The organism is Streptomyces sp. NPDC091682 (assembly GCF_044756625.1).
GTDB lineage: Bacteria > Actinomycetota > Actinomycetes > Streptomycetales > Streptomycetaceae > Streptomyces.
This window is the reverse complement of the sequence record NZ_JBIVTH010000002.1, coordinates 509551-524649: the sequence shown is the minus strand read 5'-3', so window position 1 is coordinate 524649 and position 15099 is coordinate 509551. Positions and strand designations below refer to the sequence as shown.

Sequence of the window (15099 nt, the reverse complement as noted above, 5' to 3'; positions counted from 1 at the left end):
ATGGCGCTTACGCAGAGGCGGGGCCTTCGAGCCGGCAGTGCACGCCGACCACACCTTCGACGGCCCGGGCGAGGCGCGTGGCCACGGGGATGAGGTGCGGGTCGCGGGTCCTTCCCGACAGGGTGACGATCCCGTGCGTGACGTCGACCGTGATGTCACGGTGCGAGAGGGGGAAGAGACGGTCGACGACCTCGCGGCGGACCTCGGCGGCCAGGTCGTCGTCGGCGCGGAGGAAGACCTTCAGGAGGTCGGCGCGGCTGACGATGCCGAGGAGGGTGCCGTCGGCGTCGACGACTGGAAGCCGTTTGATGTGGCGGTCGGCCATCAGGCGGGCGGCCTGGGGGAGCGTGGCGTCGGGGCGGATCGTGACGGCGGGTGTGGTCATCAACTGCTCGGCGCGGACCGATCCGGCCTTCGCGGTGTCGCCGAGGCGGCGCATCTGCTCGATGAGGCTCGGTCCGTGTTCGTGGAACTCCTCCTTGGTGAGGAGGTCGGCTTCGGAGACGACGCCGACGACATGGCCTTCGCCTTCGATGACCGGGACCGCGGTGACCTTCCAGCGCTCCATCGCGGTGGCGATCTCCTTGAATTCGGCGGCGGCGGTGACGGTGACGACGGTCTTCGTCATGACGTCGTTGACGGTGTACGGGGTGGAGGTCATGGCTGGTCCTCAGCGGGCGTAGGCGAGCGGCATGTCGCTGTGGTGGGGCGCGAACAGGTCGAGGATCCGGGTACGGGCCGAGTCGAGGCGACGGGCGATGACTGCGGCGACAGCGGTCGATATGCAACGGCCCACGGCGGTGTTCTCGTCGCAGAGCTTCCGTACGGCCTCGGCGTCGAATTCGAGCGCTCGAACGGGGTGGGTGGTGACGGCGCCGAGGTGCCAGGAGTAGGGAGGGACCATCCATGACCAGCCGAGGAGCTCTCCTGAACCGAGGGTGTCGACGACGGCGGCCTTGTGGCCGGGGACGTGCAGGTCGAGGTCGACGGTGCCGTTCTCGATGATCCAGAGGCGGTCGGCCCGCTGCCGTTCCTTGAAGATGCGGGTTCCGGCGGGGATGTCCACGCGGTGGGCGTGGGCGAGCAGAGCCTGGCGTGCTTCGGGTTCCATCTCGTCGAGGAGAGTGGTCATGGCGGTCATGGTGTGCCTCCAGCCGTTCCCCTTCAGGGTCGTGCCGGTCTCTTGGGGTGCGGGAGGGCCTCGCGGTGCATACCGCAGGGCCCATACGGCCCGGGTCAACGGACCAGGACGGCCTCGCCGGATTTGGGTACGACGGCCGTCCATCCCAGCTCGAGGTCGATGCGGTCTCGGAGGGTCTCGGCGGCGGTCTCCTCGCCATGGACGAGGTAGGTGGTGTGTGGGGGCGGTGCGGCGCGCAGCCAGTCGATGATCTGGTCGGCGTCGGCGTGGGCGGAGAAGTGGGGTACGTCGGCCACCTCGGCGCGTACGGGGACGTACTCGCCGAACATCTTGAGGGTGCGGGCGCCGTCGACGAGGTCGCGGGCGCGGGTGCCGGCGGCGGCGAAGCCGACGATCACGACAGCGTTGCGGGGGTCGGGCAGCAGCCGGTGCAGGTGGTGCAGGACCCGGCCGCCGGTGGCCATGCCGGCGGAGGAGACGATGACCGCGGGGCCTGTGGTGCTGTTGATGTCGATGGACTCCTGGACGGTACGGGCGGCCAGGAAGGGCTCTGGGCTGAACACCGCCTCGCCCTGGGCCAGGATCTCGGGCCGCAGTTCGGGAGCGCGGGACCGCAGGGCGTCGCGGTACACGTCCAAGGCGGCCAGGGCCATGGGGCTGTCCACGTAGACGGGCACGTGGCGGGGTAGCGTGCCGTCACCGCGCAGCTCGGCCAGTTCGTGCAGGACGACCTCGGTCCGGTCGATCGCGAATGCCGGGATGACGACGGTTCCTCCTCGCGACAGCGTTCGGGTGATCACGGCAGCGAACTCGCGCCGTGCCGTCTCGTGGTCGTGGCGGCGGTCGCCGTAGGTGGACTCCATCAGCAGCACGTCGGCGCCGGTGAAGGGCTCCGGGGGCAGCAGCAGGGGGTGCCCGGGACGACCAAGATCGCCACTGACGGCCAGGGTGTGGCCGTCCTCCAGCGTGAGGTGGGCCCAGGCTGAGCCGAGGATGTGTCCGCCGTGGTGCAGCTTCAGCTTCGTTCCGGCCATGATCTCGATCTCGCTGCCGACCTCGACCGGGTCGAAGAACTTCAACGTGTTCTCGACGTCCGAGTCGTCGTAGAGCGGCTTGGCGGGGCGGTGCTTGGACCAGCCGTGACTGTTGGCGTGCTCGGCGGCCTCCATCTGGAGGCGGGCACTGTCGCGGAGCACGATCTCGGCGAGGCGGGCCGTTCCGGGGGTGCAGAGGATCGGACCACGGAAGCCGTGCCGGACCAGGCGCGGCAGATAGCCACAGTGGTCCAGGTGAGCATGGGTCACGACCACGGCGCGGAGGTCGGAGGCGTCGAAGCCGGGCTTGTCCCAGTTGCGACGGCGCAGGTCCGCGAAACCCTGGAAGAGCCCGCAGTCGACCAGGATGCGGGCGTGGTCGCTCTCGACGAGGAACTTGCTGCCGGTGACCGTGCGTACTGCACCGAGCAACCGGAGGAGTGCAGGTCTGGGCGAGGCGGTAGCGGGGCGCGGGGCTGTCTCGGACATGACCCGCCCTCCCTTCGGTAAGAGGATCCGGTTCTCACCATTGCACCGTGTGTAAGGGCCGACAGGGGGCCGACAGGCCCACGCAGGGGACCGACCGGCCCATGCGCGGGCGGTCGAGCCCGGTCCAGCCTGGCGGTGCAACCTCCTTAACGTATGCAAGGGAAGAGGGGAGCGTCGTGAAGACACTCGCCTTCCAAGGCCCGGACAGACGCAGCCAGCGCGATCGTCCGTGCCGACGCCGTCACCGTCCGCGGCCTCGACGAGCGCATCGCCGAAGGCGACGTGCCCGAGGTGAATTCGGTCAGGATCCTCGGCATGGGACGTATCGGCCTGGCCCCCATCGTGACCGCCGGTCTCCACAGCCCCGGCACACGTTGCCACGGTTCCGGCCACGCAGCCCTGACACCGAGAGGACGTGAAGACAATGAGGAGAACCCAGCACGGGCCGGGCGCCACAGAGGCGCCGGCCGGACGTACTGACCTCGGGCGGCGGATCGCCATGCACCGTGAGGAACTCGGCCTCACCCGGGACGAACTGGGTGAGCGCTGCGGCGCTGACGGCGCGTACATCACCTACCTGGAGGAACACGCGGCAGCGCCGGCGATCGGCTCCCTTCTGCGACTCGCCGACGCGCTCGGGACGACCGCCGCGGAACTCTCCGGCGCGACGACGGAATACCCGCCAGGCAGAGGAACGGCCGTGCTGGATGCCAAGCTGGTCGAGTTGTCCGAAGCCGAGTGCCGACGGCTGCTGTCCACGCACGGCGTGGGCAGGGTCGCCGTCTTCACCCCGGAGGGTCCGGCGATATTCCCGGTCAACTACGTGGTGGCGGGCCGCGACATCGCATTCCGGACCTCGGGTGACGCGGTGCTTGCACGGGCCGCCGGCACCGAGGTGGCCTTCGAGGTCGACCACATCGACGACGCCACGCGCCTGGGCTGGAGCGTTATGGTCGTAGGCGAGGCGGGAGGCGTCACTGACGCGGAGGAGCTCGGTCGGCTTGACGCAGTCGCGTACTCCCTGCCCTGGGCCGGCGGCCCGAGGACCCATTGGATGAAGGTCACCGCGATCCGGATCACTGGGCGCCGGGTGATCAGGCAGTGAGTCCGCTTCGAGCCGTCGTTCTGGACACCGACGGGGTCCTCCTCGATTCCGCCGCGCTGCATGCTGTTGAGTGGAAGTCCGATTTCGACAGATTAACGCCGCGGATCCGCCGGCGTGCGGCACTGCATGGACGGTCGCCGCCCGAAAAGAGCACGCGTTCACGGAAGCGCTCAGGGACGGAGCGGTCGAGACGTTCGACGAGGTCCGGCCCGCACACAACGACGCCGCCCGGCCGCATCCTTGGGGTTCCAGGAGGCCGACGGACCACGAGAAAACCGAGGCTGAGCGCAGGCTATTTGCCGGCAACGGATATTGGCCATGACTGTGCCGGTTGCGGCTCGCTCGCTGCCTGCCCCGACAGCCCGTCGCCACGCCGGGCGTCCTTCGATTACTTACCGTGCACTCCACTTAACATTGAGTGAGGAAGTGATCGATGCCCTCGGGCTGCAGAAGGCGAGAGAGATGATCGCGCGAAGAGGCCTGCTCGTAGCCGGGGCCGTTGGTGGAGCGGCCCTGGTCCTTCCGGCCCCTAATGAGGCGGTGGCACTCCCGAACGAGACCGCGGTGGTTCCGGGGGCCAGGTCTGTCGGGAAATTCCCAGTCTCCACCCTGGACCCCACGACCATCCCGAAATACGTCACCAACCTGGTGATCCCGCCGGTGATGCCGAAGGCCCGGCACCCGGAGCGGCACGGCATCGATACGTATGTCATCGGCGTCCGGCAATTCAGCCAGCAGGTATTGCCTCCCACTCTGCCGTCCACCACCCTGTGGGGATACGGCTCGCTCGGGGACAACAGCACGTTCAACTACCCGTCGTTCACCATCGAGGCCAGCGTAGACAGGCCTGTCCGGGTCACCTGGGTGAACGATCTCGTCGACAGCCAGGGCCGTTTCCTCCCGCACTTGCTGGCGGTCGACCCCACCCTGCACTGGGCGAACCCGCCGGGCGGAAATGCCGGGCGGGATTCGCGGCCGACCTTCACATCGACGCCGGGTCCGTACACCGGCCCCGTACCGATCGTCACGCACCTGCACGGTGGGCATTCCACCGAGGAGAGCGACGGCTACACGGAAGCGTGGTACCTGCCACGCGCGAACAACATTCCTCCGGGATTCGCCACCGTGGGCTCGTTCTACAACGAGTTCCGGGACAAGTTCGCCGATGCGCACCGCCTGAAGTGGGATCCGGGTACCGCGACCTTCCAGTACGCCAACGACCAGCGGGCATCGACCCTCTGGTTCCACGACCACACCCTGGGTCTGACCCGGCTCAACGTCTACGCCGGACCCGCCGGCTTCTATCTGCTCCGCGGCGGTGAGTGCGACCTGCCCAAGGGGGCCCTGCCCGGCCCGGCGCCCGCCTCCGGAGATCGGCCGGGTACCCGATACCACGAGATCCCCCTGGCCATCCAGGACCGCTCGTTCAATTCGGACGGCTCGCTGTTCTACCCCACGACCCGGGAATTCTTCGACGGGTTCGCGGGTCCGTACATTCCCACGACCGATGTGTCCCCCATCTGGAACCCCGAATTCTTCGCCAACACCATGGTGGTCAACGGCCGGACATGGCCGAAGCTCGAAGTCGAACCGCGTCGCTACAGGCTGCGCTTCCTCAATGGATGCAATGCCCGGTTCCTCATCCTGAAGATCGCGGACGGTCCGACCGTCAGACCGGCCCGGTCGGCCGTACCGTTCTGGCAGATCGGCAACGAAGGCGGGTTCCTGCCCGCACCAGTGCGGCTGGAGCGGCTGCTGCTGGCCAATGCGGAGCGGGCCGACGTCATCGTCGACTTCACCGGGATTGCGGAAGGCACCGAGCTGTACCTCATCAACGAGGGCGCGGACGAACCCTTCGGCCGGGGCGAACCGGGCGTGGCCTTCCCTGTGGCGGATCCGGCCACCACTGGGCAGGTGATGAAGTTCGTGGTCGGCCCTCTGGCGAGCAAGGACACCAGCGTCCCGCCGGATCGGCTCAGGCTGCCCAGGATCAGGCCACTTGGCTCGGCGAGCGTCACCCGTCGGCTGTCCCTCAACGAGGCGAACTCCAGCAACCCCTTGGTGCCACCGGGAACGCCCGTCCAGAACCTGCTCGGGACGGTCGACTCCGCCGGCAATCCGGTCTCGCTCGCCTGGGACGACCCGGTCACGGAGAACCCGAGGCTGAACGCGACCGAAACATGGGAACTGCACAACTTCACTGTGGACGCCCACCCGATCCACATCCACGAGGTGGCGTTCGAGGTGGTGAACCGGCAGCCGTTCAACGGGGCACCCATTCCGCCGGAGAGCTGGGAGCTCGGTTTCAAGGACACCGTGATCGCCTATCCGGGAGAAATCACCCGGGTGAAGGCGCGGTTCGATCACCCCGGTCGCTTCGTCTGGCACTGCCACATCGTCGAGCACGAGGACAACGAGATGATGCGGCCGCTCCAAATCGGAGGCAGGCGCAAGGAGGGCCACTGACAGGCCGGCGCCAGCGACTGCGGACCGGCCGCCTCGGCCGGTCCGCGTCCGGCACCTCCTTCTTCCCCCGGATGGACTGAAGCCCCGTTACGGCACTTGGGGCACGAGAATGGCAGCGGGCCCTGAGGGGTTTGGACAACAGCCCCAGGTTGCTGACCTGGGGCTCTGTCTTGGAGCGGAAGACGGGAATCGAACCCGCACGATAGGCGTGGGAAGCTCTGTGCACGCTCGGCAACGGTCGGCTCGCCACGCGCGCACCTCTTCTCCCGAATAGCCCCTCCCCTTCCGCTGTACCTGCCCGGTGGACGGGCCGCGTCCGTGGCCCCGGTCGGCAGCGGTGGTTCCGCATGGAAGTCGGCTGATCAGCGGATCCCGCTCATCCGCTCCTGTCAGCGGGGGCGGCGGATGCCGCTTTGAGACGGTCCCTCACCACCGAGGTCAGGGCCTTCAACTGCGGGGAACCTGTTGGCACAGGGCTCTCGGGGCGATGGATGAGGCGTGCTGCCTCCGGCAGATCCACGAGATCAGCCTCGAAGCGGGCTCTGGCCGCGGCGAGGGTGTCGGGCGGGCCGGTCCGGCGGCCGTCCCGCATCACCGTACGGAGCAGGGGCACCGTACCGTCAGGCGGTTGCTCGTCGGACAGACCGATCACATCCGCGCAGCCGGGGCCGCGGAACACCTGTTTGGGAGCCGGAGCGGTGACCTTCGCGGAGGACAGCTTCATTACCGGGCGTCCGTCGTACTGGACCAACTTGTACGCCGCGTCCAAGTAGGGAGCATCGGCGGCGACGCCCACCCGGGTTCCGACCGCGAAGACGTCGATCGGTGCCCGAGTGCGCACGAGTTCGGCGACGGAGTATTCGTCCAGACCGCCGCTGGCGATGATGCGTACGTCGGTCAGCCCTGCCGCGTCGAGCAGCTGGCGTGAACGTTTGGCGAGCTCACCCAGATCGCCGCTGTCGAGCCGGATCGCGCAGCCCGGCCCTCGCCGGAGCTCGGCGAGAACACGGCCGGCGATTGCGACGCCGCGTGCGGTGTCATAGGTGTCGACGAGGAACGTCAGCGGGCCCGGATGGGTGCGGGCGAAGGCCCGGAAGGCCTCCTCCTCGCTAGGGAAGCACTCGATGTAGGAGTGAGCCATGGTTCCGGCGGCGGGGATGCCGTATCGGGTGGCGGCGGCAACATTGCTGGTCGCGGTGAAACCGACCATGGCGGAGAGCCGGGCGGCCTGCAGCCCGGCCTGGGGGCCGTGGTCGCGGCGCAGAGAGAAGTCCACCAGGGGCCGGCCCTCCGCGGCGATCACGCAACGGGCCGCCTTCGAGGCGACGGCGGTCTGGTGGCAGATCTGGCTGAGCAGATACGTCTCGACGAGCTGGGCCTGGGGGAGCGGGGCGGTGACCTCCAGCAGGGGCTCCCCGGCGAAAACGAGGTGGCCCTCCGGAATCGCGCGGACTTCCCCGTCAAAGCGCAGGCCGAGCAGGCCGGACACTTCCTCGGGCGGTCTGTGGAGCGCGACGGCGAAATCGCGGACGTCATCCGCGCTCACCCGGAAGTGGGACAGGTAGTCCAGGGACGGCTCCAGCCCGGCGGAGACGAGGAATCCCCGGCCGGGCGGCAGATCCCGGACGAACAGGCTGAAGGTGGCCGACGCGAGCATGCCCTCTCGCAGGTAGGACATCGCCATCGTCACCTCGTAGAGGTCGGTGGTCGTGGTCTCGGACATACCCCCAGCCTGCACGCTCTGCGCCTGTCGGGCATGAGCCCTTCGGTTCCCTGCTCGGCCTGCCATGGGCCGGTCGGCCCCTCCCCGGTGAGGCCCGGTCGGCCCCTTGCCGCTGCACCTCTCGGCACTGGGGTGCAGCCACCTCCCGGTGTGATCGTGGAATCCGGATGCCGATACGGGCTCCGTTTCCCAGAGGTGGCCACGATGCAGCGCATCAGGATCCAGTCCCGCCAGAAGCAGCCCCACAAGCCCGCGCCGCCGGACCTGCGCACTCCGTCCGGCCGCCCGCTCCCGTATTGAGCCCGGAGGTCGTCATGGCAAGCACGCGGCGCGTCATACCGTTCGCGGAACTCGGCCGGCAGGAAGTCGGCAGTGTCGGGGGTAAGAACGCCTCACTGGGTGAGATGACCGCCCACCTGGCCGATGCCGGCGTGCGCGTCCCTCCGGGGTTCGCAACGACGGCCGCCGCGTACGGAGAGCTGCTGGACGGACACGGACTCCGGGGGCGGATCGAGGAACAGATCGCGCGCCTGCACGAGGGCGCCGCGCTCGATGAGGTCGGGGCCGCGATACGGTCGATGACCCTCGCCGAGCCGCTGCCCCCAGGGCTGCGGGCCGAGATCGTCTCGGCGTACGAGCAGCTGGGGCGCGACGAAGGCCGCGCGGACCCCGAGGTTGCCGTACGCAGCAGCGCCACCGCCGAGGACCTGCCGGAGGCGAGCTTCGCAGGCCAGCAGGAGACCTACCTGAACGTGCGCGGGACCGCCCAATTGCTGGAGTCGGTGCATCGCTGCTATGCGTCCCTCTACACCGATCGAGCCATCGACTACCGGGAGCGGATGGGCTTCGACCACCTCCAGGTCGCTCTCTCGGTCGGTGTTCAAATCATGGTCCGGTCGGACCTGGCCGGTGCCGGGGTGATCTTCACCCTCGACCCGGAGAGCGGATTCCCCGAGGTCATCGTCATCAGCGCGGCGTGCGGACTGGGCGAGACGGTCGTCAGCGGGCAGGTCGACCCCGACGAGTACACCGTCTTCAAGCCGAGCCTGAAGGACCCGGATCTGGACCCGCTGATCGACGTACGTGTCGGAGCGAAGCGGCGGAAGGCGGTCTATGCGGAACATGGACTGACGCGGACCGTTGATACCACCGACGAGGAGCGCTTGCAGAGGGTCCTGAACGACACCGAAGTGAGGCTCCTCGCCGACTGGGCGCTGACCGTCGAAGGGCACTACGGCTGCCCCATGGACCTGGAATGGGCCAAAGACGGCCTCACCGGCGACCTGTGGATCGTGCAGGCCCGGCCCGAGACCGTTCAGTCCCGCCGCGCCGCCTCCACCCTGCGCCGCTGCCGCCTGACGGCCGTGCCAGGTACGCCTCTCGTGGACGGCATCGCTGTCGGCGAGGCCATCGGCAGCGGGCCCGTCGTCGTCCTGGACTCGCCCGTCGACCTCGACCGCTTCCCGTCCGGCGGGGTGCTCGTCACCGGCATCACCGACCCGGACTGGGAACCGATCATGAAGCGGGCCTCCGCCATCGTCACCGACCACGGCGGCCGCACGTCCCACGCTGCGATCGTCAGCCGCGAACTCGGCGTCCCCGCCGTCGTCGGCACCAGCCGTGCGACTCAGGCCCTGTACGACGGACAGAAGGTGACCGTCTCCTGTGCCGAAGGCGGACGTGGCAAGGTCTACGAAGGGCTGCTCACCTATGAGGAGACCGAGACCGACCTCGCGGACATCGCCGCCACCCGGACGCACGTCATGCTCAACCTCGCCGACCCCTCCGCCGCCTTCCGGTGGTGGCGCCTGCCGGCCGATGGTGTCGGCCTGGCCCGGCTGGAGTTCATAGTGGCGCACCAGGTCAAGGTCCACCCCATGGCCCTGCTGCACCCCGAACGCCTGGACCCCGCCGACCGCTGCGCCGTCGACCAGCTCACCGAGGGATACCTCGACCGCACCCGCTACTTCACCGATCGCCTGGCGTACGGCATCGCCCGGATCGCCGCCTCCCGGTGGCCCGCCCCCGTCATCGTACGGACCAGCGACTTCAAGACCAACGAGTACGCGCGGCTTGTCGGAGGTCGGCCGTTCGAGCCGGTCGAGGCCAACCCGATGATCGGCTGGCGGGGTGCGAGCCGCTACTACAGCGACGGATACCGGGAGGGCTTCGCCCTCGAGTGCCGAGCCCTGCGCCGGGTCCGCGACGAGATGGGCCTGGCCAACGTCGTCGTCATGATCCCCTTCTGTCGCAGCCTCGAAGAGGCCGACCGGGTGCTTGGTGTCATGGCTGAGGAAGGCCTCCGCCGTGGGGAGAACGGGCTGAAGGTCTACGTCATGGCGGAGATCCCCGCCAACGTCATCCTGGCCCAGGACTTCGCCGAACGCTTCGACGGTTTCTCCATCGGCAGCAACGACCTCACCCAGCTCACCCTGGGTGTCGACCGCGACTCCGAAGCCCTCGCCCACGTCTTCGACGAGACCAACCCGGCGGTCACCCGGAGCATCGAGATCCTCGTCCCTCGTGCCCAGGCAGCGGGCCGCCCCGTCGGCCTCTGTGGCCAGCGCCCGAGCGACGACCCCGCCTTCACGGAGTTCCTGGTCAAGGCAGGGATCGACTCCATCTCCGTCGCCCCGGACAGCTTCGCCGCGGTCAAGCACCACGTGGCCGCCGCCGAATCGGTCCGGTACGGGGAGGGCCGAACGGCCCCATCAGGGACCCGATGGTCTCAAGCGGAGCAGCCGTCCGTCTCGTGAAAGTGGAGGAAGGCAACGCATGAAGGCGCTGATCGGGCGCCGGAACGGAGCACACCATGTCAGGAACGCACCTGGAGCGCAGGCGCAGCCCGTTCCCCGATTTCAGGGACTGGTTCGGCACCGAATTCCCACGGTTCCCGCTGTGGCGGTCGTCGTTCGACACCTTCCCGATCCCGATCGAGGTGACCAACAAGGAGGGGCAGTACACGCTGCGCGCCGAACTTCCCGGGATGGACCCGGACAAGGACATCCAGATCACGGTTGAGGGGGACACCCTCACCGTCAGCGCCGAGCACACCGAGAGCAAGGAGGAGAAGGATCACTCGGAGTTCCGCTACGGCTCCTTCCAGAGAGTTGTGCGCCTGCCCGGGCCGATCCCCTCCGACGAAGTCGAGGCAGCGTACGAGGACGGCATTCTCACCGTGCGCGTGCCCATGCCGGCCTCGCCCGAGGAGTCCAGGCGCAGCATCCCCGTCAAGCGCACCACGGCGGACGGCAAGGGAGACTCGTCATGACGTCCAAGCGCGTCCTGGTCGCCTACGGCACCAAGCACGGTGCGACCGCCGGAATCGCGTCCGAGATCGGCAGGACCCTGCGTGAGGACGGCCTCGACGCCGTCGTGGTCCCCGCCGACGACGTGGACGACGTACGCGGGTACGACGCAGTGGTGCTCGGCGGCGCCCTGTACGCCGGGCACTGGAGCGGCAAGGCCAAGCGCTGCGCCGAACGCAACGAGCACTACCTCCAGCACCGCCCGGTCTACCTGTTCAGCAGCGGCCCCGTGGACAGTTCCGCCGAGCAGCACGACATCGCGCCGGTGCCTGCGGTGGCCCGGGAGATGGAGCGCCTCGGCGCACGCGAGCACATCACCTTCGGCGGCAGCATCACCGCCAGTACGCCCGGCTTCATCGCCCGGGCCATGGTCCGCGCGGGCAAGGGAGGAGACTTCCGCAATCCCGAGCGGATCCGGACGTGGGCCCACCACATCAGCGCCGAACTCGCCGCTCCCCGCTGAGCGGCCGGGCAGTACCAGAGCGCGGAGGTGCACGATGTCCGAGCCCGGCACGCCCGGAGACGGGCCCACCCGATCGCGCCCGGCGACGGCCGACCGCGTGCGTCGGCTGTTCGGCGGACGTCCGAACGAGCTGCGTCGTCCGGCCGACCGGACCCGGCGCCGCTGGAACATCGCCTTCGTGCTCTCCTTCCTGATCGCCCTGTCCTGCGGCGCCGTCGTCACGACGGCCGTCTGGGACGCCGAAAGCCGCAGTGCCCAGGAAGCGGCCCGCCACCGGCACCGGATCGAGGCGACGACGGTCGGCGCCGTGGAGCGCGCGGTCTCCAACCGCTCCGGCGGCACCTCCCGGACGGTTGCTCCGGCCGTTTGGGAGTACCCGGCTGCTCACCAGCACTCCGCCACGATCTCCGTCCCGTTCGGCACTCCGGCAGGCCGGACGGTCACGATCTGGGTCGATGACGCGGGCAGGGAGGCGCAGGCGCCGTCGGCCGAAGCCCAACGCGTCCTCACGGCCGCAGTCGCGGGAATCGGATCCTTCAGCCTGCTCGCCCTCGCCACAGGGGCAGTGGTCCGCCTTCGTCTGCTCCACGTCGAGACCCGCAGCCTGGCCCAGTGGGAGCACGAGTGGGAGGCCGTGGAGCCGCGCTGGTCCGGCAGGCTGCGACGCGAAAAGGGACCTGGCGATGACTGAGGCAGCCACCCGGCCCCCCTTTCCGGCCAACGGGCTGCCCCTGAGCCCTGACCCCCTCGAACCGTTGCCGCTCCTGAGGCGCGAACTCGGCACCGGGCCGAGTGGACTCTCCGCGCGCGAGGCGGCCCGCCGCCTCGCCGTCTACGGCCCCAACGAGGTCCGCCGCAAGGCCCGTACCTCCCTGGGCCGGGAGATCGTCCGCCAGCTCGTCCACCCGCTGGCCATGCTGCTCTGGGCGGCTGCCGCACTGGCCTTCGTGGCGGACATAGCGGTCCTCGGCTGGGCCATCGTCGCCGTGGTCATCGTCAACGCCGCCTTCGCGCTCCTGCAGGAGCGCCAGGCGGAGCAGGCAGTGGAGACCCTGGCCCGGTATCTGCCCGAGTACGCATGGGTGATCCGCGACGGCCAACCGTCGGCCGTCGAGTCGCGCGAGCTCGTGCCGGGCGACCTCATCGTCCTCGAAGAGGGCGCCAAGGTCCCCGCCGATGGACGCCTCACAGACGGCGGTATCGAGGTCGACCTGTCGATGCTGACAGGGGAGTCCGCCCCCGCCGAACGCGTCGCCGGCCCCGGTCTCGCAGGGGCTCCGCTGCTCCAGGAGCCGAACCTCGTCTTCAGCGGTACTGCCTGCACCGAGGGCCAGGCCCAGGCGATCGTGTTCGCCACGGGCGACCACACCGAACTCGGACGGATCGCCGCACTCAGCCAGCGCACCCAGCGCGACCCCAGCCCCTTGGAGCGGCAGGTAAAGAAGGTCGCCTGGCTGATCGCCGCCGTCGCGGTCGCCATGGGTGCGGTGTTCCTCGTGGCAGGCGTGGCCGTAGGACTCCCGCTGACCGACTCGCTGATCTTCGCCATCGGCCTGCTGGTCGCCAACGTGCCCGAGGGCCTGCTGCCGATCATCACCCTCGCCCTCGCCGTCGGGGTACGGGCCCTCGCCCGCCAGGGGGCTGTGGTCAAGCGGCTGAGCGCCGTCGAAACTCTCGGGTCCACTAACGTGATCTGCACCGACAAGACCGGCACCCTCACCCGGAACCGCATGCGGCTCCAGACTGTGTGGACACCTGAACACGGTACGAGCAAAGGCCCCTGGGCAGGTGAACTCGCCCGTGCAGGGGCCCTGTGTACCACGGTCACGCGGGATGCCCAGGGCCACCTGCACGGGGACCCGACCGAGATCGCCCTGGTCGAAGGAGCCGGTGCCCACGGCGCCCCCATCGACCTCGACAGGAGGGACGCCGACCGCCAGGTCCTCTTCCGTTTCGACCCCCGCTTGCGCCTGATGTCCGTCGTGCAGCAGGCGGAACCGGACGGCGCCCGCGTCATCGTCAAAGGCGCGCCAGAGTCGGTGGTGGGCGCCCTTGACGGCGGGGACTCCACTGCCGCGCTCGCCGCCGCGGACCGGCTCGCCCACGACGGCATGCGTGTCCTGGCCGTCGCCGTGCGCGACCTGCCGAAGGGGGCTGCGACGCCGGCGCGGCGCCACGATGCGGAGAGCGGTCTGCGCCTTCTGGGGCTCGTCGGCCTGTACGACCCTCCGCGGCCCGAGGTCGCGGAGGCCGTCCGCCGCTGTCACGACGCGGGCGTCCGGGTCCATATCGTCACGGGTGACAACGGCGCCACCGCGGCCGCCGTCGCGCGGGAGGTCGGGATCGGAGTACCGCGCCTCACGGTGGTGGCCCAGTCCGAGACGGTGGGTGACCAGGAGCTCGACCAGCTCCTGGCACAAGGCGATGCCGAGGTCGTTTTCGCCCGCTCTTCTCCGGAGACCAAGCTGCACGTGGCCGACACGCTGCGCGCACACGGGCAGATCGTGGCCATGACCGGCGACGGTGTCAACGACGCCCCGGCACTTCACCGTGCGCACATCGGGGTCGCGATGGGCCGGTCCGGCACCGACGTGGCACGCGAAGCGTCCACGATGGTGCTGACCGACGACAACTTCGCCACCATCGTCGCCGCCATCGAATCCGGGCGCCGCGTATACGACAACGTCCGCAAGTTCATCGTCTACATCTTCGCCCACGCCACCCCCGAGGTCGTGCCCTTCCTGGTGTTCGCACTCTCGGCCGGCACCGTCCCCCTGCCGCTGACCGTCCTGCAGATCCTCGCCATCGACCTCGGCACCGAGACCCTCCCCGCCCTCGCCCTCGGCCGGGAACGGGCCGAGCCGGGCGTCATGAGCCGTCCGCCGCGACCGAGCTCGCAGGGGGTCATCTCCCGCGACATGCTCATCCGGAGCTGGGGATGGCTCGGCACGGTGTCCGCCGCCCTGGTCATGACCGCGTTCTTCTACGTGCTCTGGCGGGCGGGCTGGCACCCCGGCGACCCCACCGGCCCCGGCACCCCCCTCCACCACGCGTACGTCACCGCGACCACCGCCACTTTCGCCGGCATCGTCACCTGTCAGGTCGGCACGGCGATGGCCGCACGCACCGACCACGCTGCTCTGCGCGAGATCGGCCTGTTCAGCAACCACCTGCTCCTCGCGGGCATCGCCTTCGAGCTGGTCTTCGCCGCGGCGCTCGTCTACGCGCCGCCGTTGCAAGACCTGTTCGGCACCGCAGCCCTCTCCCTTGACGTCGTCGCGCTCATCGCCACCTTCCCGGTCCTCGTGTGGGGCACCGATGAATTCCGGCGCTGGGCCCGACGCACTCGCCGAAGCACGAACGCCTGAAC

General features: G+C 69.4%; 11 protein-coding genes. 7 read left to right on the top strand and 4 right to left on the bottom strand.

Annotated elements, in window-relative coordinates:
• Nucleotides 1–7: 7 nt before the first annotated feature.
• From ACIQK6_RS06750 to ACIQK6_RS06740, 3 genes are all read right to left on the bottom strand, one after another.
• The gene (locus tag ACIQK6_RS06750; RefSeq protein ID WP_053613062.1) at nt 8–661 is read right to left on the bottom strand and encodes a CBS domain-containing protein; all 654 of its coding nucleotides are present in this window, start codon (nt 659–661) and stop codon (nt 8–10) included.
• Between the two features lie 9 nt (nt 662–670).
• A complete protein-coding gene (locus tag ACIQK6_RS06745; RefSeq protein WP_329096308.1) occupies nt 671–1132 on the bottom strand; it encodes a cyclic nucleotide-binding domain-containing protein in 462 nt (153 codons plus the stop codon).
• Between the two features lie 104 nt (nt 1133–1236).
• Complete coding sequence (locus ACIQK6_RS06740) at nt 1237–2664, bottom strand: MBL fold metallo-hydrolase (protein ID WP_329096305.1); 1428 nt, start codon at nt 2662–2664, stop codon at nt 1237–1239.
• Nucleotides 2665–3088: 424 nt separating this feature from the next.
• On the opposite strand from ACIQK6_RS06740, the gene ACIQK6_RS06735 reads away from it, so the two are divergent.
• Nucleotides 3089–3769 carry a pyridoxamine 5'-phosphate oxidase family protein gene (locus ACIQK6_RS06735; protein WP_329096303.1) on the top strand — a complete coding sequence of 227 codons (681 nt, stop codon included), beginning with the start codon at nt 3089–3091 and terminating at the stop codon, nt 3767–3769.
• Between the two features lie 426 nt (nt 3770–4195).
• Nucleotides 4196–6235, top strand: a complete 2040-nt coding sequence (locus tag ACIQK6_RS06730; protein WP_329096301.1) for a multicopper oxidase — start codon at nt 4196–4198, stop codon at nt 6233–6235.
• A gap of 376 nt (nt 6236–6611) precedes the next feature.
• Here ACIQK6_RS06730 and ACIQK6_RS06725 read toward each other — a convergent pair whose 3' ends face one another.
• Nucleotides 6612–7958 carry a nicotinate phosphoribosyltransferase gene (locus ACIQK6_RS06725; protein WP_329096299.1) on the bottom strand — a complete coding sequence of 449 codons (1347 nt, stop codon included), beginning with the start codon at nt 7956–7958 and terminating at the stop codon, nt 6612–6614.
• A gap of 314 nt (nt 7959–8272) precedes the next feature.
• On the opposite strand from ACIQK6_RS06725, the gene ppsA reads away from it, so the two are divergent.
• From ppsA to ACIQK6_RS06700, 5 genes are read left to right on the top strand one after another with little or no spacing between them, the layout of a single operon-like run.
• Nucleotides 8273–10714 (top strand): phosphoenolpyruvate synthase, encoded by a 2442-nt coding sequence (gene ppsA / locus ACIQK6_RS06720; protein ID WP_402694439.1) that lies wholly within the window; start codon nt 8273–8275, stop codon nt 10712–10714.
• Between the two features lie 56 nt (nt 10715–10770).
• Complete coding sequence (locus ACIQK6_RS06715) at nt 10771–11229, top strand: Hsp20/alpha crystallin family protein (RefSeq protein WP_030648591.1); 459 nt, start codon at nt 10771–10773, stop codon at nt 11227–11229.
• Nucleotides 11226–11729 carry a flavodoxin domain-containing protein gene (locus ACIQK6_RS06710; RefSeq protein ID WP_329096293.1) on the top strand — a complete coding sequence of 168 codons (504 nt, stop codon included), beginning with the start codon at nt 11226–11228 and terminating at the stop codon, nt 11727–11729. Before ACIQK6_RS06715 ends, ACIQK6_RS06710 begins: the two co-directional genes overlap by 4 nt.
• Before the next feature lie 34 nt (nt 11730–11763).
• Entirely contained in the window at nt 11764–12420 is a 657-nt protein-coding gene (locus tag ACIQK6_RS06705) for a hypothetical protein (RefSeq protein ID WP_329096291.1), read from the top strand.
• Nucleotides 12413–15097: a cation-transporting P-type ATPase gene (locus tag ACIQK6_RS06700; RefSeq protein WP_329096290.1), complete on the top strand. Its 2685-nt coding sequence runs from the start codon at nt 12413–12415 to the stop codon at nt 15095–15097. Before ACIQK6_RS06705 ends, ACIQK6_RS06700 begins: the two co-directional genes overlap by 8 nt.
• The last annotated feature ends 2 nt before the right edge of the window (nt 15098–15099 follow it).

Coding starts and splice junctions, on each gene's coding strand:
- ACIQK6_RS06750 (WP_053613062.1), bottom strand. CDS start 661: ATGACCTCCACCCCGTACACCGTCAACGACGTCATGACGAAGACCGTC.
- ACIQK6_RS06745 (WP_329096308.1), bottom strand. CDS start 1,132: ATGACCACTCTCCTCGACGAGATGGAACCCGAAGCACGCCAGGCTCTG.
- ACIQK6_RS06740 (WP_329096305.1), bottom strand. CDS start 2,664: ATGTCCGAGACAGCCCCGCGCCCCGCTACCGCCTCGCCCAGACCTGCA.
- ACIQK6_RS06735 (WP_329096303.1), top strand. CDS start 3,089: ATGAGGAGAACCCAGCACGGGCCGGGCGCCACAGAGGCGCCGGCCGGA.
- ACIQK6_RS06725 (WP_329096299.1), bottom strand. CDS start 7,958: ATGTCCGAGACCACGACCACCGACCTCTACGAGGTGACGATGGCGATG.
- ppsA (WP_402694439.1), top strand. CDS start 8,273: ATGGCAAGCACGCGGCGCGTCATACCGTTCGCGGAACTCGGCCGGCAG.
- ACIQK6_RS06715 (WP_030648591.1), top strand. CDS start 10,771: ATGTCAGGAACGCACCTGGAGCGCAGGCGCAGCCCGTTCCCCGATTTC.
- ACIQK6_RS06710 (WP_329096293.1), top strand. CDS start 11,226: ATGACGTCCAAGCGCGTCCTGGTCGCCTACGGCACCAAGCACGGTGCG.
- ACIQK6_RS06705 (WP_329096291.1), top strand. CDS start 11,764: ATGTCCGAGCCCGGCACGCCCGGAGACGGGCCCACCCGATCGCGCCCG.
- ACIQK6_RS06700 (WP_329096290.1), top strand. CDS start 12,413: ATGACTGAGGCAGCCACCCGGCCCCCCTTTCCGGCCAACGGGCTGCCC.